Annotated in this window: 25 protein-coding genes and 1 pseudogene; 12 read left to right on the top strand and 14 right to left on the bottom strand. The window is 49.1% G+C overall.

What is annotated here, in order from left to right; genetic code table 11:
* Positions 1-5 precede the first annotated feature (5 nt).
* The 6 genes from A2F46_RS01795 to A2F46_RS12435 all read right to left on the bottom strand — a co-directional run bounded on the left by A2F46_RS01795 (position 6) and on the right by A2F46_RS12435 (position 3,353).
* Entirely contained in the window at positions 6-557 is a 552-nt protein-coding gene (locus A2F46_RS01795) for a DedA family protein (protein ID WP_066565960.1), read from the bottom strand.
* A gap of 59 nt (positions 558-616) precedes the next feature.
* Positions 617-1,246: an NAD(P)-dependent oxidoreductase gene (locus A2F46_RS01790; RefSeq protein ID WP_066565959.1), complete on the bottom strand. Its 630-nt coding sequence runs from the start codon at positions 1,244-1,246 to the stop codon at positions 617-619.
* A gap of 63 nt (positions 1,247-1,309) precedes the next feature.
* Positions 1,310-1,906: a uracil-DNA glycosylase family protein gene (locus A2F46_RS01785; RefSeq protein ID WP_066565956.1), complete on the bottom strand. Its 597-nt coding sequence runs from the start codon at positions 1,904-1,906 to the stop codon at positions 1,310-1,312.
* A 57-nt stretch (positions 1,907-1,963) separates the two neighbouring features.
* Positions 1,964-2,173: a hypothetical protein gene (locus A2F46_RS01780; RefSeq protein ID WP_066565952.1), complete on the bottom strand. Its 210-nt coding sequence runs from the start codon at positions 2,171-2,173 to the stop codon at positions 1,964-1,966.
* Positions 2,170-2,613 (bottom strand): MFS transporter, encoded by a 444-nt coding sequence (locus tag A2F46_RS12440; protein WP_197457522.1) that lies wholly within the window; start codon positions 2,611-2,613, stop codon positions 2,170-2,172. The genes A2F46_RS01780 and A2F46_RS12440 overlap by 4 nt, the downstream gene beginning before the upstream one ends.
* Positions 2,607-3,353: an MFS transporter gene (locus A2F46_RS12435; RefSeq protein WP_197457521.1), complete on the bottom strand. Its 747-nt coding sequence runs from the start codon at positions 3,351-3,353 to the stop codon at positions 2,607-2,609. The genes A2F46_RS12440 and A2F46_RS12435 overlap by 7 nt, the downstream gene beginning before the upstream one ends.
* A gap of 495 nt (positions 3,354-3,848) precedes the next feature.
* On the opposite strand from A2F46_RS12435, the gene A2F46_RS01770 reads away from it, so the two are divergent.
* On the top strand, positions 3,849-4,253 hold the full coding sequence (locus A2F46_RS01770) for a hypothetical protein (protein ID WP_066565951.1): 405 nt from the start codon (positions 3,849-3,851) through the stop codon (positions 4,251-4,253).
* 777 nt (positions 4,254-5,030) lie between these two features.
* Here the strand turns inward: A2F46_RS01770 and A2F46_RS01760 are convergent.
* The gene (locus A2F46_RS01760) at positions 5,031-7,322 is read right to left on the bottom strand and encodes a Tex family protein (protein ID WP_066565947.1); all 2,292 of its coding nucleotides are present in this window, start codon (positions 7,320-7,322) and stop codon (positions 5,031-5,033) included.
* 267 nt (positions 7,323-7,589) lie between these two features.
* Here A2F46_RS01760 and A2F46_RS12250 point away from each other — a divergent pair, with 267 nt between their 5' ends.
* Complete coding sequence (locus A2F46_RS12250; protein WP_156471534.1) at positions 7,590-7,760, top strand: hypothetical protein; 171 nt, start codon at positions 7,590-7,592, stop codon at positions 7,758-7,760.
* Positions 7,753-8,229 carry a MaoC/PaaZ C-terminal domain-containing protein gene (locus A2F46_RS01755; RefSeq protein WP_066565945.1) on the top strand — a complete coding sequence of 159 codons (477 nt, stop codon included), beginning with the start codon at positions 7,753-7,755 and terminating at the stop codon, positions 8,227-8,229. The genes A2F46_RS12250 and A2F46_RS01755 overlap by 8 nt, the downstream gene beginning before the upstream one ends.
* 202 nt (positions 8,230-8,431) lie before the next feature.
* On the opposite strand, the gene metK is transcribed toward A2F46_RS01755, so the two are convergent.
* A complete protein-coding gene (metK, locus tag A2F46_RS01750; RefSeq protein WP_066565941.1) occupies positions 8,432-9,601 on the bottom strand; it encodes a methionine adenosyltransferase in 1,170 nt (389 codons plus the stop codon).
* Between the two features lie 96 nt (positions 9,602-9,697).
* Here metK and A2F46_RS01745 point away from each other — a divergent pair, with 96 nt between their 5' ends.
* The gene (locus A2F46_RS01745; protein WP_066565940.1) at positions 9,698-10,582 is read left to right on the top strand and encodes a lysophospholipid acyltransferase family protein; all 885 of its coding nucleotides are present in this window, start codon (positions 9,698-9,700) and stop codon (positions 10,580-10,582) included.
* A gap of 72 nt (positions 10,583-10,654) precedes the next feature.
* Positions 10,655-11,854, top strand: a complete 1,200-nt coding sequence (locus tag A2F46_RS01740; protein ID WP_066565938.1) for a PQQ-dependent sugar dehydrogenase — start codon at positions 10,655-10,657, stop codon at positions 11,852-11,854.
* A 141-nt stretch (positions 11,855-11,995) separates the two neighbouring features.
* Here the strand turns inward: A2F46_RS01740 and purT are convergent, their stop codons facing one another.
* A complete protein-coding gene (gene purT / locus A2F46_RS01735; RefSeq protein ID WP_066565937.1) occupies positions 11,996-13,180 on the bottom strand; it encodes a formate-dependent phosphoribosylglycinamide formyltransferase in 1,185 nt (394 codons plus the stop codon).
* Between the two features lie 155 nt (positions 13,181-13,335).
* Here purT and A2F46_RS01730 point away from each other — a divergent pair.
* Together A2F46_RS01730 and A2F46_RS01725 are read left to right on the top strand one after the other, a co-directional pair.
* Positions 13,336-14,207: pseudogene (locus A2F46_RS01730) on the top strand (lipid A biosynthesis lauroyl acyltransferase).
* A gap of 482 nt (positions 14,208-14,689) precedes the next feature.
* Entirely contained in the window at positions 14,690-16,285 is a 1,596-nt protein-coding gene (locus A2F46_RS01725) for an isocitrate lyase (RefSeq protein ID WP_066565936.1), read from the top strand.
* A gap of 385 nt (positions 16,286-16,670) precedes the next feature.
* On the opposite strand, the gene metE is transcribed toward A2F46_RS01725, so the two are convergent.
* Positions 16,671-18,944, bottom strand: coding sequence for a 5-methyltetrahydropteroyltriglutamate--homocysteine S-methyltransferase (metE, locus tag A2F46_RS01720; protein ID WP_066565933.1), 2,274 nt, complete (start codon positions 18,942-18,944; stop codon positions 16,671-16,673).
* Positions 18,945-19,414: 470 nt separating this feature from the next.
* Between metE and A2F46_RS01715 the strand changes: the two genes are divergently transcribed.
* The 3 genes from A2F46_RS01715 to A2F46_RS01705 all read left to right on the top strand — a co-directional run bounded on the left by A2F46_RS01715 (position 19,415) and on the right by A2F46_RS01705 (position 22,009).
* Positions 19,415-20,350 carry a LysR family transcriptional regulator gene (locus tag A2F46_RS01715; protein WP_066565931.1) on the top strand — a complete coding sequence of 312 codons (936 nt, stop codon included), beginning with the start codon at positions 19,415-19,417 and terminating at the stop codon, positions 20,348-20,350.
* 254 nt (positions 20,351-20,604) lie between these two features.
* The gene (locus A2F46_RS01710; RefSeq protein WP_066566405.1) at positions 20,605-21,168 is read left to right on the top strand and encodes a TMEM165/GDT1 family protein; all 564 of its coding nucleotides are present in this window, start codon (positions 20,605-20,607) and stop codon (positions 21,166-21,168) included.
* Between the two features lie 187 nt (positions 21,169-21,355).
* Positions 21,356-22,009: a hypothetical protein gene (locus A2F46_RS01705; RefSeq protein WP_156471533.1), complete on the top strand. Its 654-nt coding sequence runs from the start codon at positions 21,356-21,358 to the stop codon at positions 22,007-22,009.
* 233 nt (positions 22,010-22,242) lie between these two features.
* Here A2F46_RS01705 and A2F46_RS01700 read toward each other — a convergent pair whose 3' ends face one another.
* From A2F46_RS01700 to minC, 4 genes are read right to left on the bottom strand one after another with little or no spacing between them, the layout of a single operon-like run.
* Positions 22,243-23,172, bottom strand: a complete 930-nt coding sequence (locus A2F46_RS01700; RefSeq protein WP_066565926.1) for a hydrogen peroxide-inducible genes activator — start codon at positions 23,170-23,172, stop codon at positions 22,243-22,245.
* Positions 23,169-23,435 (bottom strand): cell division topological specificity factor MinE, encoded by a 267-nt coding sequence (gene minE, locus A2F46_RS01695; protein WP_066565925.1) that lies wholly within the window; start codon positions 23,433-23,435, stop codon positions 23,169-23,171. The genes A2F46_RS01700 and minE overlap by 4 nt, the downstream gene beginning before the upstream one ends.
* A 3-nt stretch (positions 23,436-23,438) precedes the next feature.
* A complete protein-coding gene (minD, locus tag A2F46_RS01690) occupies positions 23,439-24,254 on the bottom strand; it encodes a septum site-determining protein MinD (protein ID WP_066565924.1) in 816 nt (271 codons plus the stop codon).
* A 52-nt stretch (positions 24,255-24,306) separates the two neighbouring features.
* A complete protein-coding gene (gene minC, locus A2F46_RS01685) occupies positions 24,307-25,053 on the bottom strand; it encodes a septum site-determining protein MinC (RefSeq protein ID WP_066565923.1) in 747 nt (248 codons plus the stop codon).
* Between the two features lie 103 nt (positions 25,054-25,156).
* Between minC and A2F46_RS12430 the strand changes: the two genes are divergently transcribed.
* Both A2F46_RS12430 and A2F46_RS01680 read left to right on the top strand, forming a co-directional pair.
* Positions 25,157-25,333 (top strand): hypothetical protein, encoded by a 177-nt coding sequence (locus tag A2F46_RS12430; protein ID WP_197457520.1) that lies wholly within the window; start codon positions 25,157-25,159, stop codon positions 25,331-25,333.
* Between the two features lie 59 nt (positions 25,334-25,392).
* Entirely contained in the window at positions 25,393-26,016 is a 624-nt protein-coding gene (locus A2F46_RS01680) for a DUF2520 domain-containing protein (RefSeq protein WP_066565921.1), read from the top strand.
* Positions 26,017-26,444 lie beyond the last annotated feature (428 nt).

Genomic DNA, 26,444 nt, shown 5'->3' with positions numbered 1-26,444 from the left:
CTGCTTTAGCGTTTGCGACACAAGTGATACACCAACATTGCAGTAGCCAGCACCGCCATCAAGCCCAACAAAACGTGCTTATATGGCTTGATGTCGCCTAGCCATTGGTGCACATACACGCTGGCTTTGACCCCTAACAGTACAATGATGGTTGACCACAGCATGCATGCTAATGCATTGACTAGCGTATATCGCCAATGTGAATACGCTTTGATGCCAAAGCTTACCGGCAAGATGGTGCGCAGCCCCCAGGCAAACCGCATGAGTATGATGGTGATCAGAGGATGGGCATCAATGAATGAGCTGGTTCGGTTGAATTGACGCAACAATTTGGGGCGTTTGTCGAGCCACGGCCGGCCGCCATGCCGACCCAATAAATAATAAAACTGATCGCCCACAAAGCCCCCAGCAGCACCAGTTAAAATCAGCGGCCAAAGCTGTAGAAAATGCTGGTGCACGGCATAAGCGCCGAGCAGCATCACGGTTTCGCCTTCAAAAAAAGCGCCCACAAATACCGCCCAATAGCCATAATTGGCCAATAAAAGCGACCAGTTCACCCATTGTCCTTAAAAACGATTAAAAAAATGCAGGCAAGAGTTGTTCAGGCAGCCTGTGGTTAATTACTGATGGCCACTGAACTGCCAATATAGGCATCATCATGCAATGCTTTGAGCATCAGTGACGCCACATCAGCACGCAATACCCGACCGCTACCTTGGGGCGGTAAGCCTGAGCCGGTTTCAACGTAATGGCCGCTGGCCGCTCCATCTGCCAAACCCACTGGCCGGATTATTGTGGCATCCAAGTGCGCTTGGTGGATGTGGGCGATGGCCGCTTTGTGATCGGCCAATGGGTGGCGCAAAAAGTGCATGGCAGCTTGCCCTCGCTCCCCCGCCAATTCGCCTTCTATGCCTGCGGATGCACAATATACCATGCGCTTTAACCCGTGGTGTTGCATGGCCGCAGTGATATTGGCCAGCATGCGGGCTAATTCATTGCCAGGCTGAACCCCTTGGTGGGTGTTGAGGCACGAAGCCACGGCGTCCACCAAACCTGCCTCTTGTATGACTGCCTTAACTTCTGAATCTATCAATACATCGGCATGAAGTATGTGTAGTCCTTGGGTCTTGGTTGGTGGCGTACTGTTTGTGCGCATCACTGCCCAAACTTCGTCACCATAGTCCAAGGCTTGTTGTACTAAATGATGGCCAACGCCACCGCCGGCGCCAAAAATCAGAATTTTCATGTGTGGTTTTTCTCTAAGTGGGCTTGGATTGGCAATAGGCTGTCTGGGTCGTCTTGGTGTTGATTAATGGGTCAGTAGGCCGATGTCTTTGAAAAATTGCCGATAAATAGCGGCTTTTTTGGCCAACGCCAAAGGATAAGCACGGGATGATGAGGGCAGGCGAAAGAGATGTAAGTCGCGGTTTTCAAAGCGCCATGACAATTGCGCCCCTACCGCAGGTATGGGCAGCGTGGCCTGAGTCAGGCGCAATAAAGTGGCGGTGGCTTTTTCTCCGGTGGTGAGCAGCGTCTCACAATGCGGTAACGCACGCAACAAGGCGGCTAAATCCACTTCTTCTTGTATCTGCAAATATTTGTCGGCGGCGTTGTTTTGTAGGCGAATAACGGATTGGGCAGTGTCGCTAATGGCAATGCCTTTTTGCCACAGGAAATCGCGCAATTTTGTCTCGGCAAAGCCTTTTTTGTTGGATAAAAGGAAATGATCGGCGTCATTAAAAAACACCACACCAAAGATGCGCCACATGTCGTTTTGCAAGTTGGGGTAATAAAAATCCATTTTCCATCGTGCACGCGGCGGCGGAAAGCTGCCCAGCATCAATAAGCGGGCATGTGGCGGTAAAAAAGGCGGCAAAGGATGGGTTTCAACGAGTGGATGGGTCATGTGTGCAAAGGTTGCCTGAAATAAGCGGTGATCTTGGTTGTCGTGCGTAATGGTGGATTAACAGCGACCAAATAAGCTAGCCACCATGTGGGCTTGTTCATCGGTATAGGCGGGCTGCCCTAGCCTTGCGGCCACTGTCCATTCATTGGAAAACCCTGCTTGCGCTGATAGCGCTTGCCAATATTGACATTGATTTGCTTTGTTGTTGTTTTTTATGGCCAGCAAAAGTTTTTGTTGGTCATCTAAGACATGCGAATGATTGCTCATGAAGCGTCCTTGGGTTGTGCTGCTTGCCGTCGCGGTATTAATTCCCAGTGACGGTGAAAATAGGCCAAACACACAAAACCAGCCAAAGCCATGGGTACGCCGATCAAGGCGGTGTAGGGTAAGCCCCAATGATGGCTGATGGCTAAACCGCCATTATACGCCCCCAGTGCGTTGCCTAAATTGAATGCCATCTGCACCGCCGCCGCACCCAATAATGTACCGCCCGGTGAATAACGCAATAACAATAGTTGCTGTGGGCTGGAAACAGCAAACAGGCAAAAAGTGCAGACGCACATCCATATCACCGCCAAAGCCGGTATGTGCGCCGTAAAAAAGATGAGCAACAATGCTGCTGCGCCCACCAGTTGCAAAATGGAAGCCACTTTCCCCGGTGTATAGCGATCAGATAATTGGCCTCCCAATACATTCCCCGCTACCATGCTGCGCCGGCTAACATCATTAATCCACCCGCTTGGTTCTCAGAAAAACCGGCAATTTGAGTGAGCATGGGGTGAACGTAGCTGTACCAGCAAAAAATACCGCCGTTGCCCAGCAAGGTGGCACCCAATAGAAGCCAGGGTGCTGGCGTACCCAAAAAACGGAATTGGTCGCGCAGGCCGCTGCTCGGCAAACTGGCTAAATCGGGGATCCAGCGACGCAACGCCCACCAGAGAGCTACCGCTACTGCGGCCACCAAAGCAAATACCAAACGCCAGCTAATGTATTGGCTTACAAAGGTACCCAAAGGCACGCCCAGTAAGTTGGCGACGGTCATGCCCGCCACCATCACAGCCACGGCTTGCGTGGATTTTCCGGCGGGGGCCAATTGCGTTGCTACAATTGAGCCGACCCCAAAATAAGCACCATGGGGTAAGCCAGACAGAAAACGTGCAACCAGTAAAAATGATTGATTGGGTGCCAATGCGGCCAGTGTGTTGCCCAATGCCATCATTATCGCTAACCCTAGGAGGATATGCTTTAGGGGAATACGGTGTGCGAAGATCAAAAAGCAAGCACCAAAGCACACGCCTAAGGCATATGCTGAAATCAAGTGACCTGCTTGGGCCAGTGTAATCGACAACCCTGTGGCCACATAAGGCAAGATGCCCATCATGCCAAATTCGGCCATGCCCAGTGCAAATGTACCCAAAGACAAGGCCAATAAACTTTTGTGTGTCATGGTGTATAACCATCCTATTTCACAACATGATAATGATGCTCTTTGGTTGTGTCTATGCTACCAAAATTCATTTCGGTTAACGGGGTGTGGCTGCTTCTGGGCACAAGATGAATGAGCGGCTATCCAGTATGTTTGGGGTGTGGAATGGGTCGTGTATTTGTGGGCTCATATGGTCCACAAACAAACATGCTTGGAGCAAAGTGATCAGGGGATGAAACGGTGACGGCAACGATCCAATAATCAAAATGTTTTGATTGGCAATAAACAGTACTGATACTTTATTAATGGTTGCTTTTTAATCCTATTTAAAACAGCTTAATGTCATGCTAATGATTGATGTGATTTATGCTTGCTAAAACTTGGCAGAATCTGGTTTTTTATATAAGAAGACCTTAATTAAACTGAATTAAAGGCAGACAATAAATATGTTAAAAAGGTATAATACAACGGTATTTAAAATAATAAATAATCAACACAAACCACTAGGATATTAACATGAGTTTAAATAAAATCTGTCAAGACATTTATGGTGAAGTTTCGGGTGCCATCGCCATGGCGGTAGTCGATTTGTCTACAGGGATGCTTTTAGAGGTTTATCACCAAGTACCGTATTTCGATCAAACTTATTTGGATGCGGTGTCTGCCGCGGCAGTAGATATGTTCCGAGGCCGTACCGTGACCATGGTAGAAGAAATGCTGGCCAAGCAGCGCAACAAACCAACAGCACACTCGATTCAAGAAATCCAAATGACCACCGATGGCACGTTCCACTTTATGGCCATTGTTCCGGAAAAACCATATGCTTTGGCGATTCTGATTACCACTAAGCGCGCCAGCTTGGGTATGGGCTGGGCGTCTTTGCGTCGCGCTCTGCCTGAAATTTCAAAAGAATGCCCATAGAGCAACTTTTTGTTTGGGTTTTATCTGTGTTAAAAATAGCGCCTTAATGGCGTTATTTTTTTACCCCCAAGCAGGTTTTGTGGTGGCGTCTTCAAGGGATCGGCAATGTTTCGATAGGTTTTCCTAGTGGTAGCCTGTCTCGATCAACATCCTCATGATAATCAAGCTGCCATCAGTATTAATAGCGCGCGCATGCCTGTGGAGATTGATCCGGTGATGACCATATTTGTTGATCAGCAATTGATGTGGTCACAAAAGCTTTACCGCTGAGGCAAGAGCAAGTTATCGTGATCCGCGCAGAGCGAGTGGGGCGCCATATTGTTTATTACTATAGCGTATCGGCCGCGATTGTATCAGCCACGACTTTGATGAAACTGCAGTCAAACGTGCCGCCCAGGAACCCAACTGTGGCTATGCCGCCACCAAGGGCATTTTAACCAGTGGTTTTGCATTTATTTATATATATATATCGATTTGCTGACAATAGCGAGCGGATGGCAACGTTTACGGCTGCAGATTGCCCATGAGCGGCTTTGAGTGCCCGCCAAGGGTTGCCTGAAAAAGCAATCGACGGATATTGATGACTTTGCTGATGCGTGTTCGCCAAAATTTTGCTTTGAGCCATCTCAAGTAGCCGAATCAAGGCCACCAGCGCTTGTCTAGCAGGCTGGTGTAGATTCCTTTGCTACGCTTGCCAATTATCTTTGCCATGTACTACAACTGATTCGATTGCCTGTGGCACAGCCCATTCTTGCCGACTATGACGACCACTTGCGATTAGCGTTTGAGTTTGGCAAAAGCTTCAGCCATGGCGTTGTTGTTGGGCTTGGGTGTATTGTTTGGTCGCGTTTTGGGGCTGCCTGAAGAAGCAGTTGTGCGCGTATTCGAGCGGGTTGTGCCGTTGTCGTCATCATCCAGCCGCATGGTCAGCGCAATGCGTTTACGGCCAACGTCCACTTCCAATACTTTTACTTTCACGACTGCTCCCGCTTTAACCACTTCTCGTGGATCTGCCACGTAACGATTGGCCAAAGCCGAAATATGAACCAAGCCGTCTTGGTGAACGCCGATGTCCACAAAGGCGCCAAATGCTGCTACGTTACTGACGACACCTTCCAATACCATGCCTGGGCGTAGGTCTTTCATGTCTTCAATGCCTTCGGCAAAAGTGGCCGTGTGAAATTCGCCGCGTGGATCGCGACCGGGTTTTTCCAATTCGGCCAAAATATCGCGGATGGTGGGCAAACCAAAGCGCACATCAATATAATCTGTGGGCTTTAAGCGTGAAATGGCGCCATGATTACCAATCAACTCAGGCGCTTTAAGACCGATGCGGGTGAGCATATTGGTCACTACTGCATAGGCTTCGGGGTGCACCGCGCTCGCATCCAAAGGCTCAGTGCCGCCATGTATGCGTAAAAATCCAGCGGCTTGCTCGAAGGTTTTATCTCCCAAACGCGCAACCTTCAATAAAGCGCGGCGGTGCGCAAATGCACCATTTTGATCGCGGTAGCTGACTATGTTTTGCGCGAGGGTGTGATTGAGTCCAGAAATTCGAGCCAGCAGCGGCACCGATGCTGTGTTCACGTCAACCCCCACAGCATTCACACAATCTTCCACTACGGCATCCAAACTTTTGGCCAGCTGGCTTTGATTGACGTCGTGTTGGTATTGGCCCACACCAATGGATTTGGGATCGATTTTCACCAATTCGGCCAATGGATCTTGCAGACGCCGGGCAATTGATACGGCGCCACGCAGACTGACGTCCAATTCCGGAAATTCCTTGGCGGCCAATGCCGATGCTGAATAAACCGATGCACCAGCTTCCGAAACCACGATTTTGTGGAGTGTTCTTTCAGGTAGCCCCTTTATCAATTCTGCAGCCAATTTATCGGTTTCGCGGCTGGCAGTGCCATTGCCTATGGCAATGAGTTTGATGTTGTATTTTTTGACGAGGGTGGCAAGTGTACTTAATGCGCCAGCCCAATCATTGCGGGGCGGGTGCGGGTAGATGGTGGCGGTATCCAATAGCTTCCCGGTGTCATCCACCACTGCGGCCTTTACGCCCGTGCGAATGCCTGGGTCCAGTCCTAGAGTCGTCAGCCGTCCTGCCGGTGCTGCCAGCAGCAAATCTTTCAAATTCTGGGCAAATACATGAATGGCCTCGGTATCGGCTGTTTCTTTGAGGCGGTTGAGCGCTTCCAGTTCCAGCGTCAAAAATAACTTGGCGCGCCAAGCCAAACGTACTGTATCGCGCAGCCATTTATCGGCGCTACGACCCAAATCGGCTATGCCAAACTGCTGTGCAATCAACGTCTCATAGATACTGGGTGTGGTGAGCGGTATGTCGTCAGGTTGATAGTGTAAATTGAGTGTCAATACGCCTTCATTGCGGCCGCGCAGCACAGCCAAAGCACGATGACTGGGCATGCGGCTAATGGGCTCCCGATGATCGAAATAATCTTTGAATTTTTCGCCTGCGGTTTCTTGTCCTGATATGACTTTGGCGCGCAATTCGCCGTCATGCCATAGCCGCTCACGTAAGCGGCCAAGCAGGCTTGCGTCTTCGGCAAAAGTTTCCATCAAGATGGCACGCGCACCATCGAGCGCTGCTTTTACGTCGGGGATGTGCTCATTTAAATAAGCGGCTGCCTCGCTTTCAGGCAGCCGTTCCGGGTGATGGAGCAAGGCATCGGCCAGTGGCGCCAGACCATGTTCACGGGCCATTTGCGCTTTGGTGCGACGCTTGGGTTTATAAGGTAAATATAGGTCTTCAAGCGTGGTTTTGTTGTCGGCCGCGTCAATCTCTGCGGCCAATTCAGCTGTCAACTTGCCTTGGTCGGTGATGCTTTTAATCACGGTTTGTTTGCGTTCGGCCAGTTCTCGTAAATACTGTAACCGCTCGGCCAATTCGCGTAGCTGAATGTCATCCAATCCGCCAGTGGCTTCTTTGCGGTAGCGCGCCACAAATGGCACGGTCGCGCCTTCATCAAGTAAATCAATCGCGGCTTGAACGCGAGTAGCATGGACGGCTAATTCTTGAGCAATGATGTGGGTAATATTCATGAGGCAGATAAATTCAGTGAGCAGAGGGGTTAAACGTGGAAGTGGGCAAGCTTAGCGGGATATGCGCCAAATGTCATCTTGGTGTTGATTTAGGCTGCCTGAAATAGCAGGAGATGGGCTTGAATCGGCCATGGAAGTACCCGTACTTGGCTTCAGGATGCTTCATCATGCACACATCGGGAAGGTGGTTTGTAGACGTATTTAGGATGAGGAAGTGCAGGGCCGTGGCCATGCCATTGTTGTTGCATTGATGATGGTGCAATTCGATTGGCTTTGCTGGATTCGATGTGGCTATGGGTAAACGGCTTTTGGGTGCTTGCTTCATCCATCAGGATGGGTGGACGTTTGTGGCAGCAAGGCCGCATAATGCAAGCAGATGTCGCCTTGTTGGACAGCACCATGCCTTTATTAAACCACCCAGGAGTCAAGCATGAGTGATATATGGATAAATATCCCCTATGATGAATTGAGTATCGGCCAGAGCGCGAGCCTAACCCGAACCGTGCGTGAAGCGGACATCACGCTTTTCGCTGCAGCCAGCCACGATACCAACCCTGCGCACATGGATGCGGATTATGCGGCTGGAACGCCATTTAAAAAGGTGATTATCCATGGTATGTGGACGGCGGGGTTGATTTCCGCCGTCATCGGCACTCGCTTACCAGGTGTGGGGTCGATTTATTTAGGCCAAGATCTGCAATTTCGCCGCCCAGTTTATGTGGGTGATACGGTGACGGCCACCTTAACCGTCACGGAGAAGGATGACAAACGCAAATGGGTAAAAATCAACACCATCGTCACCAATCAACGTGGTGAAAAGGTGGTGGTGGGCGTGGCCAATGTGATGCCTCCGCGTGAAAAAATTAGCCGCGAAGTCATCCCAGTACCTGAAGTGTCCATCAAATAACCATCCCGAAATGACCATTTTGAAAAGTGTGCAGCCTATGTGCTGTGTTCCTGCCGTGGTAAGTCGTGGCGGAGGTTGCGCAGCAGAGGCGCGAATATCGAAAATACGGTATTTATGAGGGCAATATGGTTGCCCAACTCAGATGAAAAGGCTGCCTGAATGGTGTTTCAGGCAGCCTTTTTGATTAGGTTAAGATTGGGTATTACAAGCCAGCCGCGGCTCGCAAAATAGCGGCTTTATCCGTCTGCTCCCACGTGAATTCCGGCTCTTCACGGCCAAAGTGGCCATAAGCAGCGGTTTTGCTGTAAATCGGGCGTTGCAAATCGAGCATTTTAATGATGCCCTTGGGGCGTAAATCAAAATGGGCGCGCACCAATTCAATTAGTTTGTCTTCGCTGACCTCGCCTGTCCCAAAGGTATCAATGGCGATCGAGGTGGGTTGAGCAATGCCAATGGCGTAAGAAATTTGAATTTGGCATTGTCGCGCCAAGCCTGCGGCCACGATATTTTTGGCCACATACCGGCAAGCATAGGCAGCAGAGCGGTCTACCTTGGTGGGGTCTTTGCCTGAGAAGGCACCACCACCATGCGGTGCGGCACCGCCGTAGGTATCGACAATGATTTTACGACCGGTCAAGCCGCAGTCGCCTTGTGGGCCGCCAATCACAAAACGGCCGGTGGGGTTGATGAGGTATTTGGTTTCGGCAGTGAGCATGTCTGCGGGCAAAACCGGATTGATAATGTGTTCTTTAACCGCCGCAATCAACGCTTCGCGTTCAATTTGCGGCTCATGCTGTGTGGAAAGCACCACGGTATCAATGCGTTTGACTTTGCCTGTTGCTGCATCATACACACACGTTAATTGGGCTTTGGCATCTGGGCGTAGCCACGGCAGTACGCCGCTTTTGCGCACCTCGCTTTGGCGCTGCATTAAGCGGTGGGCATAGTAAATCGCGAAAGGCATCAGTGTGGGTGTTTCATCGCAGGCATAGCCAAACATCAAGCCTTGGTCGCCCGCGCCCATGTCTAGATCCACACCTTCGCCTTCATTCACGCCTTGGGCAATGTCTGGGGATTGCTCGTCATAGCACACCATGACGGCGCAACCATCGGCATCAAAGCCCATTTCTGAGGCATTGTAGCCAATGCGTTTAATGGTATTGCGTGCTACTTGGATGTAGTTTATATGGGCGGTGGTGGACACTTCCCCAGCAAGAACGCATAGGCCAGTGTTGACCAAGGTTTCTGCAGCCACGCGTGCCGTGGAATCTTGGCTGAGAATGGCATCCAGAATGGCGTCGGAAATTTGGTCCGCCACTTTATCCGGATGGCCTTCGGATACCGATTCAGACGTAAACAGAAATTCACTCATGATGATTTAGGTTCTTTCGGCTGCATAGGCAGCCAAATGGGCAGTTATTCGGGGCTTTTGCTACAATAAGGTGTCTTAATATAACGAGGCAGATGCATGCAAAAGTTGGTTTATGGTGTGTTTGCGCTGGTGGCATGGTTGCCGCTGCCGATATTGCACGGTATAGGTTCATTTTTGGGTTGGCTGGGTTTTCACTGTGCCACCCGCTCACGCGCGCTCATTACACAAAATGTGCATTTTAGCAAACTTGCTGCCAACGACCAAGACGAACGCAAGTTGGTGCGTGCGGTGTGTGAAGAATCGATGAAAGGTGGTTTGGAATTGACGGTAGCGTGGACGCGTTCCAGCCGACATATTGTGTCTTTGTTTAAGGAAGTTCACGGTTGGGAATACATTCAGGCAGCCATTGAGCAAAAGCAAGGATTGTTGCTGATCACCCCGCATTTGGGCAGTTATGATTTGGCAGGCCGTTTTATCAGTGAACGCTTACCTTTCCCGTTGACCGCTATGTATCGCCCGCCTAAAGTGCGCTGGCTAGAAGGGGTGATGAACGCTGGGCGTGTGCGCGACAATGGGCATACGGCGCCTGCCACCATGCAAGGGGTAAAACAAGTCGTGCGGGCGCTGAAAAATGCCGAAGCCACCATTGTTTTGCCTGATCAGGTGCCCAAAACAGGCGAAGGGGTATGGGTGCGCTTTTTTGGCCGCCCAGCTTACACCATGACTTTGGCTTCCCGTTTGGCCCGCACTGCGGATGTCACCACGTTATTTTTCTGTGGTGAACGCCTACCTGGCGGTCGTGGTTTCGCTTTGCATGTGGCACCGCTGGAAGGGACGTTGAATGGCGAACGGGCACACGATGCGCAAATCATCAATGACAATGTGGCGATTTGGGTGGCACGTTTCCCAGAGCAATATTTGTTTGGCTACAATCGCTATAAAGGCGTTGCGCCGACCGACATGAAAAATGAATTCAGGTAGTTTTACCGGCTGCTTGAATAGGGCGCCTCTGTTGCCTTCGTAAATGTTGGTTTAGAGAAGAGAGGGGACACCATGAAATCATCATTGGGATGCACCTTGGGTGCACTGTTGATCATGACGGCTTGCCATGCGCCATCGGTGCATTCTGCTGCTGCGTCTTCAGTCGAAACGGGCGCCCCTAATACCCATTATCAACCTGCGTTTGCTGGGCAAACTCGGGTGGCTTCGGTGCACACCCGTACGCCCTATCAAACCAAGTTACTGGCTCATGATTTAGGTCGGCCTTGGGGCATGGTTGCTTTGCCAGATGGGCAATGGCTGATTACCGAAAAATCAGGATTTTTATGGCTCTTGTCTGCGAATGGGCAGACACGGCAGCGCATCCGCGGCTTGCCGCGAGTGGACGCGCGTGGGCAAGGTGGTTTGTTGGATGTGGTCTTGGATCCGCAGTTCGACCAAAACCAAGTGATTTATTGGACGTTCAGCGAACCTGTGGGTAAAGGCAATCTGACGGCGGTGGGCAAAGGTGTATTGAATTTGAATGAAGGCATCGTGACGCAGGCACGAGTGATTTTCCGAGCAGCGCCCGCTTATGATGGCGACAAACATTATGGCAGCCGATTGGCATTTGGCCCTGATGGGTATCTGTATGTGAGTACTGGTGAGCGGTCTGACAAAAAAATGCGCGCTTTGGCGCAGCAGGGCAACAATGATTTGGGCAAAATTCTCCGGCTCACCAAAGAAGGCCATGCCGCACCTGATAACCCTTTGGCCAAGCGCGGCTTTAAGCCTGAAATCTATGCCTATGGCCTGCGCAATCCGCAAGGATTGGCATTCGATGAGCAAGGACAACTTTGGTCGTCTGAGCATGGGCCCCGAGGCGGAGATGAAATCAATCGCATTGTGGCTGCTCAAAATTATGGTTGGGGTGACGTCAGCTATGGTATCGAATATTTGGGTACCAAAGTGGGACAAGGGATTACTCGAAAACAAGGCACTGAGCAGCCCGTTTATTATTGGGATCCGGTGATTTCGCCCAGTGGCATGGTTTTTTATTCAGGCAGCCTGAAAGAATGGCAGGGCAATTTATTTGTGGCTGCACTCAGTGGCCAGCACATTGTTCGGCTGGTGCTGGACAATGGCAAGGTAGTGGGTGAAGAGCGCTTGCTCGTGGATAAGCGTGAACGGTTCCGCGATGTCGCCAATGGCGTGGATGGTGCGCTTTATGCAATCACTGACAGCGGCAAGCTTTATCGCATTGCGACGCAATAGCAGCGAGCGGGTGCATCTTGATACGGGCTGCCTGAATCAATCAATGTTCAGGCAGCCTTATATATTGCACCTTATCTCCAATATTCATGACGGGTTCTTTTGGCATGCTGCACCCATCTTGCGTATATAAAATAGAGGCAATTACAGCTGAATGTCCAAGCCTGCGTAAGCTCGGCGGGCTTTTTCTCGCGCTGCATCGGTGGTTTCATCGCGTGCCAATACCACGCCCATGCGGCGGTGCCCGTGTACTTCTCCTTTTCCAAAGAGACGGAGTCCCGTGTGGGGTTCGGCCAAAACGTGTTCCAAACCGCCAAAACGTACATTGTGTGAATCGCCTTCCACCACGATGGCTTTAGATGCCGATGGGCTGATGACATCAATGTGTTCGGGGATGGGTAAACCCAAAATGGCACGGGCATGCAAAGCGAATTCGGATAGCTCTTGTGAAATCAGGGTTACCAAGCCTGTGTCATGGGGTCGCGGCGACACTTCATTGAAGATGACCTGATCTCCTTTAACAAATAGTTCCACGCCAAAAATGCCGTAGCCACCCAATGCTGAAGTGATTTTGCCTGCCAATTGTTGCGCCTCTGCCATTGCGGCGGCCGTCATCGATTGGGGTTGCCATGATTCGCGGTAGTCACCCGCTACTTGTTGGTGGCCGATGGGAGCGAGAAAGCTGGTACCACGGGCATGGCGCACTGTGAGTTGGGTGATTTCGTAGTCAAAATCCACAAACCCCTCGACAATGACGCGCCCGGCTCCGGCTCGACCATTTTGTTGGGCATGGTTCCACGCGGCCAGAATGTCGCTTGTGGACTTGATGACGCTTTGGCCGTGCCCCGACGAACTCATGATGGGTTTAACAACGCACGGAAGGCCAATCTCCATCACGGCCGCCTGAAAATCGGCGCTGTTATCGACAAAGCGATAAGGCGAGGTGGGCAAGCCCAACTCTTCGGCGGCGAGACGGCGGATACCTTCTCGGTTCATGGTGAGTCGTGTGGCCTGTGCGGTGGGGATGACGGTAAAGCCTTCTTGTTCCAGTTCCACCAAGGTTGGTGTCGCGATGGCTTCTACTTCCGGTACGATATAATCAGGTTTTTCTTGTTCGATTAGCGCCCGTAAGGCGGCGCCATCAAGCATGTTGATGGTATAGGCTCGATGCGCCACCTGCTGTGCGGGCGCGTGCTCGTAGCGGTCAACGGCAATGGTTTCTACGCCCAATCGCTGTAGTTCAATAATCACTTCTTTGCCCAATTCGCCTGCGCCCAAAAGCATAACTTTGGTAGCGGATGGCGTAAGCGCCGTGCCCAGTGTGGTCATTATCCTAATCCTTAGTGTGGGTTGCCTGACTGTAATGTTTCCATTATAAAGCAATCCGTTGCCATTTTCGGCTTGGCGGCAGCATGCAGAGGGGGAGATGTTACAATGCTTTTGGTCGAACACGGGTGGGCAGCAGGTTGCCTGAAATGGTTATGATGAAATTGGCTTTCGCCGTTTTGTATGCGGTGCAATGGTTACCTTTGCGTGCGATTCATGCTCTGGCCCGAGTGGTGGGCTGGCTTGCGTATTACGGCGTGGTGCCACGTCGGCGCATCGGGTTGATAAACTTGCGCCTGTGCTTTCCGGAAAAACCGAGCGCGCGCGACGCACTTTGCTCAAGCAGCATTTTTACCACATGGCCATGTTGTTGTTGGAATATGGCTTATATTGGTATGGCTCTGCTGAACGATTGCGCCAGTTGGTTCGGTATCAAGATAAGCACCATCTGGATGATGTCTTGGCGGCTGGGGAAAAAGTCATTATTCTGTATCCCCATTTCACGGCTTTTGAAGCAGCCGTATATGCTCTGAATCAAGATATACCTTTGATCAGTGTGTACGCGCATCAGAAAAACAAAGCATTGGATGCGCAAATTTTGAAGGGGCGTGAGCGTTACCGCAACGTATTTTTGGTGGGGCGCACAGAAGGGTTGCGTGCCATTATTAAAAAAATTAAGGCCACTACCGCACCTTTTTTGTACTTACCTGACCAGGATTTTGGCCGCAGAGAATCGATCTTCGTTCATTTTTTCGGCATTCCCACGGCCACCATTGCTGGGTTGAGTCGTATTGCGGCGCTAACCCATGCCAAAATCGTGCCTGCCATCCCCACTCGGGAAGCGGATGGGCGTGTGACGTTACGCTTCTACCCTGCCTGGTCTGATTTCCCCAGTGATGATATGGTGGCCGATACCCAGCGCATGAACGATTTTATTGAGGCGCGCATTCGCGAATGTCCAGCTCAATATTATTGGTTACACAAGCGATTCAAAACCCGCCCCGAAGGGACCGCTTCTTTTTATCGTTGATTGTATTGATACATCAATAAGCCCATGCCATTCGGATCAACAGAATCGCATGGGCTTTTGCGCATTTGGCAACAAGTCGGGTTGGCCTATCTCATTGAGCCATGTCGATGTAATTTTCAATAAACCGTTTAAACCCAATGATTAATAATCATTAATTTGATTTTTGTGGCGTCACGGTTGCCTGAAAAATGTAATCAAATGTAGTAATTAGCCATTATTTTGTATGGTGCGGCGCAATAATGAACATGAATTCGGTGGTTTTCGGGTTTTTTTTGCCAAATAATCAGCGTATTTTCTCAAAACAATTACAATAAACTACATTTGAACATTTTTGTTTTCATATTCGCAATACTATGAAAACAATAAAATTTTTTTTATTTTTCGGCTTCACATGCAGAATAAAAACGGTTACATTGTCGACACCGTACCCAGTTTGGGTGCCTTCTAAGAAAAATACCGCAGACAGAAAGCAAAGGATTACCATGCTGAAATACTCAGAAGAAATCAACAAAGCCACCACAGAAATCCAGCAAGCTGGGAAAAGTTGGCACGCCATTAGTCCTGAAGCCGTGGCCCGTATGCGCATCCAGAATCAATTTCAAACAGGGTTAGACATCGCTAAATACACCGCTGCCATCATGCGCCGCGACATGGCTGAATACGATGCAGATTCCAGTCAATATACCCAGTCTTTGGGTTGCTGGCATGGCTTCATTGGTCAGCAGAAGCTGATTTCCATCAAAAAACACCTGAAACACACCAATAAGCGCTATCTATACTTATCGGGATGGATGGTGGCTGCATTGCGTTCTAAATTCGGCCCACTGCCGGATCAATCCATGCATGAAAAAACAGCAGTATCTGATTTGATTGAAGAGCTGTATACCTTTTTGCGTCAAGCCGATCAACGTGAGTTGGATTTGCTGTTTACAGCTTTGGATCGGGCGCAAAATGCTGGTGATGCGGCCAAAGCAAAAGAAATTTTGGCGCAGATTGATCATTTTGAAACCCATGTGGTGCCGATTGTGGCGGATATTGATGCCGGGTTTGGTAATGCCGAAGCCACTTATTTATTGGCCAAGCAAATGATTGAGGCTGGTGCCTGCTGTATTCAGATTGAAAATCAGGTGTCTGATGAAAAGCAATGTGGCCACCAAGATGGCAAAGTCACTGTACCCCATGCTGATTTTTTGGCCAAAATCAATGCCGTGCGTTATGCCTTTCTGGAATTGGGTGTGACTGATGGGGTGATTGTGGCGCGTACAGACTCTTTGGGTGCTGGCTTGACCAAGCAAATTGCGGTGACCGAGCAGCCAGGTGATTTGGGTGACCAATACAATAGTTTCTTGGATTGCGAAGAAATCAGTGCCGCTGATTTGGGCAATGGTGATGTGGTGATTAAACGTGAAGGTAAACTACTGCGGCCGAAACGCCTGCCCAGTAATTTGTTTCAGTTCCGTAAAGGCACAGGTGAAGAGCGTTGTATTTTGGATAGCGTTACCGCTTTGCAAAATGGTGCTGACCTAATTTGGATTGAAACCGAAAAACCGCATATTGGCCAGATTAAAGGCATGATGGATCGTATTCGTGAATCGGTGCCCAACGCCAAATTGGTATACAACAATAGTCCTTCATTCAATTGGACTTTGAATTTCCGCCAACAGGTATTCGATGCTTGGCAAGAAGCAGGCAAAGATGTGGCGGCTTATGATCGTGCCAAGCTGATGAGCGTGGAATACGATGATACAGATTTGGCTAAAGAAGCCGATGAACGCATACGCACCTTCCAACGCGACTCATCTCGCGAAGCAGGGATTTTCCATCATTTAATCACCTTGCCTACTTATCACACCGCGGCTTTGTCAACTGATAATCTGGCCAAAGGGTATTTCGCAGATTTGGGTATGTTGGCGTATGTAAAAGGTGTTCAACGGGAAGAAATCCGACAAGGGATTGCCACAGTGAAACACCAGAATATGGCTGGCTCTGATATTGGTGATAATCACAAAGAATACTTTGCCGGAGATGCTGCACTAAAAGCCTCAGGCAAAGACAATACTATGAATCAATTCCACTGATTTGTGCTTTCTGTGATGTTTTGGCAGCCTTCGGGCTGCCTTTTTTATTGCTTCTTGGCCGTTGGCGGGGGTATGCATATAAGGGGAAGGACGCTGCTTTTACGCCATCAATGTGCATCACAGGTTGAGTCATCACTGAGATGGGTGGTGCAAGAGTCGATTTTTGATTATGTACTCGGCAATAAATTCATGATGTTGTGGTTTGCATGAGCGTGATAAATAATGGCTTCACCCATCCCGTGCAAGGGGATTAGGCGTTGCTGGTGTTCGTGTTTATTGTGGTTTTAACATGGGGTGCGTTGTTGCCCAACATCAATAATAGAATCATAAAAAAACCGCCACGCAGCAATCCGTGGCGGTTGGGTCGATTTAGGCTGCCTGAAATTTAAGCATCCAATTCTTGGCGCAGCTTTTTGGTGACGGTCATCATTACTTCCAACGCGGCGATGGTTTCCGGCCAAGCACGTGTTTTTAAACCGCAATCTGGGTTAACCCACAGGCGGCGAGCTGGGATGACGTCCAACGCTTTGCGCAATAAATGTTCTACTTCAGCTTCCGTGGGGACGCGTGGGCTGTGAATGTCATACACACCTGGGCCAATGTCATTCGGATACTGGAATTTCACAAATGCATCCAGCAACTCCATGTCAGAGCGTGAGGTTTCGATGGTAATCACGTCAGCATCCATAGAGGCTATCGCTGGCAAAATGTCATTGAATTCAGAGTAGCACATATGCGTGTGGATTTGCGTGGTGTCTTCAGCGTCGCTGGAGGTGAGTCGGAACGATTCACAAGCCCATTTCAGGTATTCATCCCATTGTGCACGCTTGAGTGGCATGGCTTCACGAATGGCAGGTTCATCAATCTGAATTACCCGAATGCCGGCTTTTTCCAAGTCCAGCACTTCATCATTTAAAGCCAGTGCGATTTGTTTGCACACCAAGCTCAACGGTACGTCATTGCGCACAAAACTCCATTTCATCATGGTCACAGGGCCGGTTAACATGCCTTTCATGGGGCGTTTGGTCAATGTCTGTGCATAAGAAGACCAAGCAACCGTCATGGCGTTGGGCCGAGTCACGTCACCAAAAATAATTGGGGGTTTCACGCAACGGGAACCATAGCTTTGCACCCAGCCGAATTGGGTAAAGCAGTAGCCGTCCAATTGTTCGCCAAAATATTCCACCATGTCATTGCGTTCAGCTTCACCGTGCACGGGTACGTCGATTTCCAATTTTTCTTGGATATCTACACAATGGGCAATCTCTTTTTTCATTGCCGTTTCATAATCCGCTGCGCTCAATTCGCCTTTCTTAAAGGCGGCGCGGGCTTGACGAATTTCCTGCGTTTGCGGGAAAGAGCCAATGGTGGTGGTGGGCAGCAAAGGCAGATTCATCCAAGCCAATTGTGCCTCAATGCGTTGCGCAAACGGGCTCTTGCGTTGGTCTGCATTGGGACGCAATGCGGCAAGGCGCTGTGCGACGGCATCATTGTGGATTAATTTACTGGTTTTGCGATCAGCCGCAGCTGCATCGGAAGCAGTCAAAGCGTCTTTGACCGCGTCTTTGCCATGTGCCAACGCTTGTTTGATGACACCCAGTTCGACCAATTTTTGGGCAGCAAAAGCCAACCAAGTTTTGATTTCTGAATTCAGTTTTTCTTCCACACCCAGGTCTTGGGGGCTATGCAATAAAGAGCAGCTTGGTGCAATCCACAAATTATTGCCGAGTTTTTCGCTAATGGGGGCCAAGGTGTCGATAACTTCGCTCAGATTGGCGCGCCATACGTTGCGTCCATCAATCAAGCCCACAGACAAGACTTTGTTTTCTGGCCAAGTATCAGTAAATACAGCCAATTGTTCTGGAGCGCGAACACAGTCGATGTGGATGCCGTGCACAGGCAAGTTTTTTAGTAAGCTAACGTGCTCGGCTACGCTGGCAAAATAAGTACCCAAAATGATGCGTGTGCCCGTGATGGCCAATTCTTTATACGTCGGCGCAAATGCGTCCAGCCATTCCTTTTCTGCGTCTACAGCCAAAATTGGTTCATCAATCTGAATCCAATCGACGCCTGCATTAGCCAATTCGCGCAATAATTTTTGGTACTCAGGCAGTAATTTAGACAGTAATTCCAAGCGGTTGTGGCCGACATCTTTTTCTTTACCTAACCACAGTAACGTAATTGGCCCCAATAATGTGGGCTTGATGTCGTGGCCCAGTGCCTGAGCTTCCTTAATTTGGGCAATCAGGTTTTGACTATTTGCTTTAAATGTGGTGTTTTGATGCCATTCAGGTACGATGTAATGGTAGTTGGTATCAAACCATTTGGTCATTTCCATGGCCACTTGAGTGGCATTGCCACGGGCTAACTCGAAATATTGGGGCAAGGTCAAATGAGCAGCATCAAAACCAAAGCGAGCCGGAATGGCACCCAACGCGCACAAGGTATCCAAAACATGGTCATAAAAAGAGAAATCGCCTACTGGCAATAAATCCGCGCCAGCCGCGATTTGCGTGGCCCAGTTTTTTTTGCGGATATCTGCTGCTACTTCGCGCAGTTCTTGTTCTGTTTTGTTGCCTTTCCAAAAGGCTTCAACAGCAAATTTCAGTTCGCGTTTGGCGCCCACACGGGGATAGCCAGATAGGTGGAAAGTATTCATGTTTAATCCTTAAAATGGATGAAGAATCAGATACTGGCAGTGTGCGATAGATAATGTGACCAATCAAGCGATAAATTTTGCAGGGGTGCATGAATAATTTTAATATATACTGATTGATGAGGATGTTTGTCAGGCAGCCTAAAGCTACTGGCTAAATCTCGCAGGGACTTGAATAGCGGAACTTAAATACGGCGATTGGTCCTTCAGATTTGTCAAATTGAAATTTTGGGTAGTGTATGAAAATTTTGTACTTAGCTTAGCATTATTTGTTCTATGGGATGGGTTGATGTTGTTACTAACCATTAGTCATCAACCACTCTAGGTGGTGTTTGTGGACGTATTACTTCATGATGCCAGTGCATTCGTCATGATGAGGCATCACAGATGTCGATAGAGTGGGCGGTCATGAAGCGATAATCCAAGCTCAAGATGAGCTGCCTGAAAAAAATTGGAATTTAAAAGGATAAGGGATGGATTCGATTGTTGAATTGCGTCATTTGCGCACCTTGTTGGCGCTGGAAGAGACGGGCAGTGTGTCGTTGGCGGCCAAACGAGTATTCCTTACGCAATCGGCCTTATCCCATCAAATTCGGGCGCTTGAGCAATATTTTGACACGCCTTTGTTTGAGCGCAAGTCTAATCCGATCAGGTTTACACCGGCTGGGGAGCGTTTGTTACAGTTGGGCCGAGATTTATTGCCTTTGGTGGCATCTGCGGAGCGTGACATGGCGCAAATTATCGAAGGAGAGGCTGGGGAGTTGCGAGTGGCTGTGGAATGCCATACTTGCTTTGACTGGCTAATGCCGGCGATGGATGCGTTTCGGCCGCTGTGGCCGCATGTGGAGTTGGACATTGTTTCGGGCTTTCAGGCCGACCCGGTGGGCCTATTGCTGACGCACCGTGCAGATTTGGCCATTGTCTCGGAAGCAGTGGCTCAGGTTGGTATTGTCTATCAACCGTTGTTTGCTTATGAAATGGTGGGCATTTGTGCCAAAGACCATCCTTTAGCCGACAAACCCGTGTGGCAAGCAGCCGATTTTATCGAAGAAACGCTGATTACTTATCCCGTACCCGATGACATGCTGGATTTGTTGCGTAAAGTTTTGGTTCCTGTTGGCATCAATCCACCGCGGCGCCACAGTGAGTTAACCATTGCCATTATTCAATTGGTGGCGAGCCGTCGAGGCATTGCGGCGCTGCCGTATTGGACGGTGATGCCTTATTTGGAAAAAGGTTATGTGGTGGCGCGCCAAATTGGAGAGCCACCACTGCAAAGTGAATTGTATGCGGCCATGCGTGTTGATGATGGCAATAAAAGTTATTTAGATAATTTCTGCCAGATTGTGCGGGAGCGTGGGTTTGCTGATCTACCCGGATTAAGCCCATTGGGCTTGCCTGCGCTATAGGCCCGCGTTTGATGACTGACGGGGATAGGGTTGTGGTGTGGTGGTGATTCAGTTATGATGCCATCACTCTTAAGGGAGTAGTTTTTCAGGCTTTTTCAGGGAGCCTGAAGCGGTGGTCAACATATTTGTGCAGCAGCACATGGCCACAGCGTCCGAGCCTAGGCTGGATTAACGAGACTTAAGACATGGTAAAACCCCTCAGGCGGGCGTTTTCTGTGTCTTTTGTGTCGCCCGCCTAAGGTATCTTGAGTATGATGCAAGCGTTTGTTTCTTCCGTGTTGCCCGTGGCCTTGGCCGAAATTGGTGACAAAACCCAATTGTTAACTTTGTTCTTGGCAGCTCGATTTGCCAAAAAATATGCCATTATTGCCGGTATGGTGGTTGCCACCTTGCTCAATCATGTGGTGTCTGCTTGGTTAGGCGTGGAGTTGGCGCGCTGGTTGACACCATCGGTGATGAGTTGGGTGGTGGGCGCCAGCTTTATTGTGGTTGGTCTGTGGCTGCTTAAGCCAGATAAGGATGACGAAGTCAGCAGCCGTTATCTACAATATGGTGCTTTTACGGCCACGTTGGTGTTGTTTTTCTTAGCCGAAATCGGCGACAAAACACAAATCGCCACTATTCTATTGGCAGCGCGCTATCATGATGTTTTTTCTGTGGTTACAGGCAGTACGGTAGGCTTATTGATTGCGAATGTGCCCGTGATTTTCCTCGGAGCATGGTTGATGCAGCGGTTGCCCTTTAAGGCCATTCGGATTGGTGCTTGCGTGCTGTTTTGCTTGTTGGGGCTATTCACCTTGCTGCATGTGTGGGGCTGATTCATGGTATTTTGCAAAATTTTCCCCTTGCTTTGCGTCCATTTATGGGCAGAAGAGGCATAATCACGCCTGTTTATTTCCCCTACTGGATACAAGGGAGTTGGTTAAAATAAGGAATGTGCCGTGTTTGGGCATGAGACCGGCCCGAGTCGAGCTTGGGCTGTTTTAATTTTTGTGAATACTGATAATGAAAATGGGCAATCGTTGGGGTGGGCAATGGGTTTGTGTCGTGGGCTTGGTTTGCGCGCCCATATGGGCCAGTGCTGAAGAGCAACTGCCCATGATGAAAGAAGAGGCCGCGGCGTCGTCAACTGGGGACATGCAAACAAAAGCTTTGGAATGGTATGCCTGTCCTATTGGTGAAGCGCGTGCCGCTTATACCACACAGCCTTTGGATGTTCTGTGCCAAAAAGCCAAACACCCGCCTGTGGTGACGGTGGGACAGCTGGCGGCAGAAGGCAATGAAGCATTGCAGCGGTTGTGGTATGAGGCTGAGTTTGGTCGAGCCGGCGATCTGACAGTTTTGTCTAAGCCTGTGAAAATACCTGATGCTCATCTACGACAAGCCAGTCCACTACCCGTCACCAAAACCACCTTACGCCAAACTTCGGTGCCAGTGGTGAGGCCTGCGAGGGTGGTGGCTCCGCCCAAGCCGCTCACGCCCAAACAGTTGATTCAACGCGACATCAGCAAAGAACAAAGAGCATTGGCGGCGACACAAACACAATTGAAAATCGCACAAAACCAAGGGAACACTCAAAAAGCCTGGAAGTTGCGCCAAAGTGTGGCGGATCGGCAAAATAATATCCGCGCGTTAAAACAAGAGTTGCAACGACAATAGTGACTCGCCATGATTGCGCGTTGCGATTACATTCATGAAAGTCATGGCTTGGCGCTATGTTGAAGCTTCATGGATGAAATTTTTAATACGCTTACGCAATTGCGACGTAGACTAAAATATTTTGTACAGCTTTGTTGAGGTTGCCTGAAAGGCCGTAGTTGATTCGCATAGACCATGCTGGACATCTATTTTAATGGAAAAAGGACACCCAGAATCGGATGTCCTTTTTTGCATCAGTGGCTGGGCTCATTCACAAACCGCACACCGGCAAGTTTGGATGACACAATCGCGCTGCGGATGGCGGACAATGCTTTGGGACGGACGAAATTGCGGCGTGATGCCAATACAATGCGTCGTTCTGGTGTGGGCGGGGTGAATGGCACAATGCTAAACAGCATATGGTCGTTTTCTGTGAGCGCGGTAGCTGGTAAAACACTGATGCCCAGGCCACTAGCAACCATGTGCCGGATGGTGTTGATGGAGCTGCCTTGGATGGTATTGGCCAGGCCTTGAATTTTTTGCTTGGATGCCAACTCACTGCAGCTGGCAAGGACGTTGTCGCGCATGCAATTGCCTTCTGTGAGCAACAATACCCGCTCTTGCGACAGTTCGTGTGGGCTGACTTCATCAAGATCTTCAAAAGCATGGCCTTTGGGCACAATGACAAAAAAAGGTTCGTCATACAAAGGTGTGGTGACCAATCCGGGTTCTTGGAAAGGTTCTGCTACTACGGCCGCATCCAGTTCCCCTCGCTTGAGCGACTCAGTGAGTGTATCGGTATAGTTCTCATCCAGTTGCAGCGGCATATTGGGTGCGATACTCCGCAGCGATAAAATTAACTTCGGCAGAAGGTAAGGAGCCACTGTGAAAATCAAACCCAACTTGAATACACCTTCCAGTTCACTTTGCTCCTCATTGGCTAGATGCTTGATGAGGTCAGCTTCTTCGAGCACACGGCGAGCTTGCTCAATGATGCGTTCGCCTGCTTCCGTTGTCATGACTTCATTGCTGCTGCGGTCAAATAAGGAAACGCCCAGCTCTTCTTCCAATTTTTTAATGGCAATGGAGAGCGTGGGTTGGCTAACATAGCAGCGTTGGGCGGCTCGGCCGAAATGTTTTTCTTGAGCCACCGCCACGATATAGCGCAATTCCGTTAAGGTCATGCGCCTGCCTTTTTCTGGTCTTCTGGTAAGGTGATGTTTAAAGCCAATACATCCACTCCGTTTTGCTTTTCCTGAGAAATGCGGATGTCATCCAGAGATACATGTACATATTTAGACAATACTTGCAGTAATTCTTTTTGCAAGGTTGGCAAGTAGTCGGGAGCATGAGACGCTCGCTCTTGGGCAATGATAATCTGCAAACGATCACGTGCAGTTTTGGCGGAAGTTTGCTTTTTGCCGAAAATTAAATCAATCAAAGACATGGCTTAACCTCCAAACAAACGTTTCAGGAAGCCTTTTTTCTCTGCTTCCAAAAAGCGGATGGGGCGATCTTCGCCCAAAAGGCGGGCCACAACATCACGATAGGCTTCAGCGGCTACGGCATCATTCATGTGAATCACTGGAGAACCAGAGTTGGAAGCTTGCAATACATTTTGTGATTCGGGAATCACCCCAATCAACGGGATACGTAAAATGTCACAAATATCGGAAACTGAAAGCATCTCGCCTTTCTCAACTCGCTCCGGTGAGTAACGGGTAATCAGTAGATGCTCTTTTACAGGGTCTTCCCCATTTTCTGCGCGGCGTGATTTGCTTGATAAAATACCCAGAATGCGATCTGAATCGCGTACGCTGGATACTTCTGGATTGGTGGTGATGATGGCTTCATCAGCGAAATACAGAGCCATCAATGCCCCTTGTTCAATGCCTGCGGGGGAATCGCAAATCACATACTCAAAGCCCATTTCATTGGTGAGCGTGCTCAACACTTTTTCCACGCCTTCGCGTGTTAATGCGTCTTTATCTCGCGTCTGTGATGCAGGCAATACAAACAAATTGTCGCAATGTTTATCCTTAATCAAGGCTTGATTGAGGGTGGCTTCATCTTGGATAACATTGATTAAATCATAAACCACACGGCGTTCACAGCCCATAATCAAGTCTAAGTTACGCAAGCCAACATCGAAATCGATGACTGCGGTTTTGTGGCCTTGCAGTGCTAAGCCGGTTGCAATACTGGCGCTGGTGGTGGTTTTACCCACACCGCCCTTGCCTGAAGTGACTACAATGATTTTTGCCACAGTTTTTCCTTTATTGAAAGTCGGAATACGAAGAGTAAAAATGGTAGAAAAATTATTCTGCTTTAATGGTGCCAATCACCAACCGGTCATCTTGTAAATACACTTGCACAGCGTGGTGATCCAAATGGGGCGGTAGTTTTTGGTCGAAAACCCGATAAATACCAGCAACAGAGACCAATTCTGCTTGCATAGATTGTACAAAAATTCTAGCTTGCTTGTTGCCTGAAGCGCCCGCTAGTGCTCTACCTCGCAAAGGGCCGTAGACGTGGATGTTGCCATCGGCGATGATTTCTGCACCTTCACTGACCAGGCCTAAGACAATCAAATCGGTATTTTCGGCATAAACTTGTTGGCCGGTGCGGATGGGTCTGTCAATCACCACGGTAGGCAGCGCGCTCGTCACTGCCTGTGGGGGGGCGATATTGGGCGTTGGTGCAGTCGCCGAGGCACTTGCCATGGCAGTTGCTACAGTTTGAATGGTTTTGTCGGCTTTTTCTTCTGGCAATTGGCTGAAAGCCAAACGATACTGCTTCGCTAACGTCGCCCAATGGGCATCTGGGTGGCGAATGGCAATGATGCGCAGGCCAAATCGTGCAAACACCGCAATCAATCGCCCTAAATCTACAGATGCGGGGTTGCTGAGGTTTTGCAAATCCAGTGTAAACGGCATGTTGCGCAGGTCGCCAAAACGTGTGGCTTTACCTTCTAGTGCCGCCGCAATGGCGGTTAAGTCGTCTGTTTGCAGTTGGATGGATAAAGCATCCAGCCGCGCAGACTTGACTTCAAAAGCAGCTTTCATAAGTATCTGCACCAATAAATAAGAGATAGAATTTAATTTGTTGAGTGTACCGTGTTGGCGTTTGCGGTTCAATGATGCCAGACACGCTTGAGGGTATTTAGGAATGAAAAAACGCACGATTAATCTTGTTGGTGTGGGTAAAGTGGCACAAACTTTAGCGCTGTTATGGCAACAAAGTGGCGCTTATGTTATTCAGGCAGCTGGAATCGGCATGCGCATTCTCCAGCATCCACCGCGCTGCGCGCCCAATTGCCATCTGTTCAGTGGTGTGTACAGTTAGCGGATTTACCCCCTGCTGATATAGTGGTTCTCGGCGTTCGAGATGATGCTATTGAAATCATGGCGATGGCATTGGCAGATAGTGTAGCCATTCAATCAAACACCACAGTATTGCATTTCAGTGGTGCCAGAAGCAGCCAGGCCTTGTCTGCATTGGCTGACCACACATCTCTTTTGGGTTCTCTGCATCCCGTTTTTGCTTTTGCCGATGCCAATTCGGCGCAGCAACAGTTGTCTGGCCATTTATGTGCATTTGAAGGGGCGTTCAGCGCACGGCCAGTGCTGCAGGCATTGGCACACCATGCGGGCTTGCATGCCTTTGAAATGAGTGCAGCGCACAAGGCTCGCTATCATGCGGCTATGTCGGTAAGTGCGAATTTTCTGGTGACATTGAATTACTTTGCTCAGCAAATGCTAGCGCCATTAGCATTGCCAAACCAGTTGGCACGACAATTGGTCAATCAATTGATGACCCAAAACCTGGCGCAATTGGAAAAACACCCCCCTGAAGCTGTTTTGACGGGACCTATCCAGCGTGGCGATGCTCAGACAATTGCCATTCATTGGGCAACATTGACCCGAGAAGAGCAAGTGGTTTACAGAATATTAGCGGAAGAAACCATTAAATTAGCTCAGCTTGCATCGGAGAAAAGGGAAGAAATATTGGTTAATATGCCAATGTAGTTTAAAATTCCATTGCGTCATTCATTAATTGGTTTTGCTTTCTCATGCTCGCCTATCTTATGTATTACTTGATGATGCTAAATGGGAAAGATAAAGGCCCCTGTATTTTCGAAGCAAAGAGAATTAACTCGTTTATTTGTATTGAATGTTGTTATCGTGAAATACCAAGTTTTATTTATCTATACAATATTCAGGCAGGTAACAATGCTTTTGTGATAATAATTGCATTGTTGTTCAGTAATACAAAAAATGATCTATCTATGCCGCATACTAAGGAATGAAATTTTTTGGCATGATGGCATTTTGCTAAGAGCAGTAATTTTTAATTTTGTGGCTGATGTGAATGAATAAATGGCTTTTGCATTTTTGCTGTTTGTTTTTTATTGTTTGGTTTGCATGATTCAGTTCAGCAGGTGTTTTTTGAGTTC

The sequence above is a fragment of the Snodgrassella sp. CFCC 13594 genome, from assembly GCF_001590725.1.
Classification (GTDB): domain Bacteria; phylum Pseudomonadota; class Gammaproteobacteria; order Burkholderiales; family Neisseriaceae; genus Snodgrassella.
The sequence above is the reverse complement of the archived record's forward strand: the minus strand, read 5'-3'. Positions and strand labels throughout refer to the sequence as shown.

Bases quoted from the DNA above. Each gene is read 5' to 3' on its own strand.
- A2F46_RS01740 (WP_066565938.1), top strand. From the start codon at position 10,655: ATGAAATCATCATTGGGATGCACCTTGGGTGCACTGTTGATCATGACG.
- A2F46_RS01785 (WP_066565956.1), bottom strand. From the start codon at position 1,906: ATGACCCATCCACTCGTTGAAACCCATCCTTTGCCGCCTTTTTTACCG.
- A2F46_RS12430 (WP_197457520.1), top strand. From the start codon at position 25,157: ATGAAAAAACGCACGATTAATCTTGTTGGTGTGGGTAAAGTGGCACAA.
- A2F46_RS01700 (WP_066565926.1), bottom strand. From the start codon at position 23,172: ATGACCTTAACGGAATTGCGCTATATCGTGGCGGTGGCTCAAGAAAAA.
- A2F46_RS01770 (WP_066565951.1), top strand. From the start codon at position 3,849: ATGAGTTTAAATAAAATCTGTCAAGACATTTATGGTGAAGTTTCGGGT.
- minE (WP_066565925.1), bottom strand. From the start codon at position 23,435: ATGTCTTTGATTGATTTAATTTTCGGCAAAAAGCAAACTTCCGCCAAA.
- A2F46_RS01760 (WP_066565947.1), bottom strand. From the start codon at position 7,322: ATGAATATTACCCACATCATTGCTCAAGAATTAGCCGTCCATGCTACT.
- A2F46_RS01680 (WP_066565921.1), top strand. From the start codon at position 25,393: ATGGCGATGGCATTGGCAGATAGTGTAGCCATTCAATCAAACACCACA.
- metE (WP_066565933.1), bottom strand. From the start codon at position 18,944: ATGAATACTTTCCACCTATCTGGCTATCCCCGTGTGGGCGCCAAACGC.
- A2F46_RS12435 (WP_197457521.1), bottom strand. From the start codon at position 3,353: ATGACACACAAAAGTTTATTGGCCTTGTCTTTGGGTACATTTGCACTG.
- A2F46_RS01755 (WP_066565945.1), top strand. From the start codon at position 7,753: ATGAGTGATATATGGATAAATATCCCCTATGATGAATTGAGTATCGGC.
- A2F46_RS01710 (WP_066566405.1), top strand. From the start codon at position 20,605: ATGCAAGCGTTTGTTTCTTCCGTGTTGCCCGTGGCCTTGGCCGAAATT.
- metK (WP_066565941.1), bottom strand. From the start codon at position 9,601: ATGAGTGAATTTCTGTTTACGTCTGAATCGGTATCCGAAGGCCATCCG.
- A2F46_RS01745 (WP_066565940.1), top strand. From the start codon at position 9,698: ATGCAAAAGTTGGTTTATGGTGTGTTTGCGCTGGTGGCATGGTTGCCG.
- A2F46_RS01780 (WP_066565952.1), bottom strand. From the start codon at position 2,173: ATGAGCAATCATTCGCATGTCTTAGATGACCAACAAAAACTTTTGCTG.
- A2F46_RS01705 (WP_156471533.1), top strand. From the start codon at position 21,356: ATGAAAATGGGCAATCGTTGGGGTGGGCAATGGGTTTGTGTCGTGGGC.
- A2F46_RS01715 (WP_066565931.1), top strand. From the start codon at position 19,415: ATGGATTCGATTGTTGAATTGCGTCATTTGCGCACCTTGTTGGCGCTG.
- A2F46_RS01725 (WP_066565936.1), top strand. From the start codon at position 14,690: ATGCTGAAATACTCAGAAGAAATCAACAAAGCCACCACAGAAATCCAG.
- A2F46_RS12440 (WP_197457522.1), bottom strand. From the start codon at position 2,613: ATGGTAGCGGGGAATGTATTGGGAGGCCAATTATCTGATCGCTATACA.
- minC (WP_066565923.1), bottom strand. From the start codon at position 25,053: ATGAAAGCTGCTTTTGAAGTCAAGTCTGCGCGGCTGGATGCTTTATCC.
- purT (WP_066565937.1), bottom strand. From the start codon at position 13,180: ATGACCACACTGGGCACGGCGCTTACGCCATCCGCTACCAAAGTTATG.
- A2F46_RS01790 (WP_066565959.1), bottom strand. From the start codon at position 1,246: ATGAAAATTCTGATTTTTGGCGCCGGCGGTGGCGTTGGCCATCATTTA.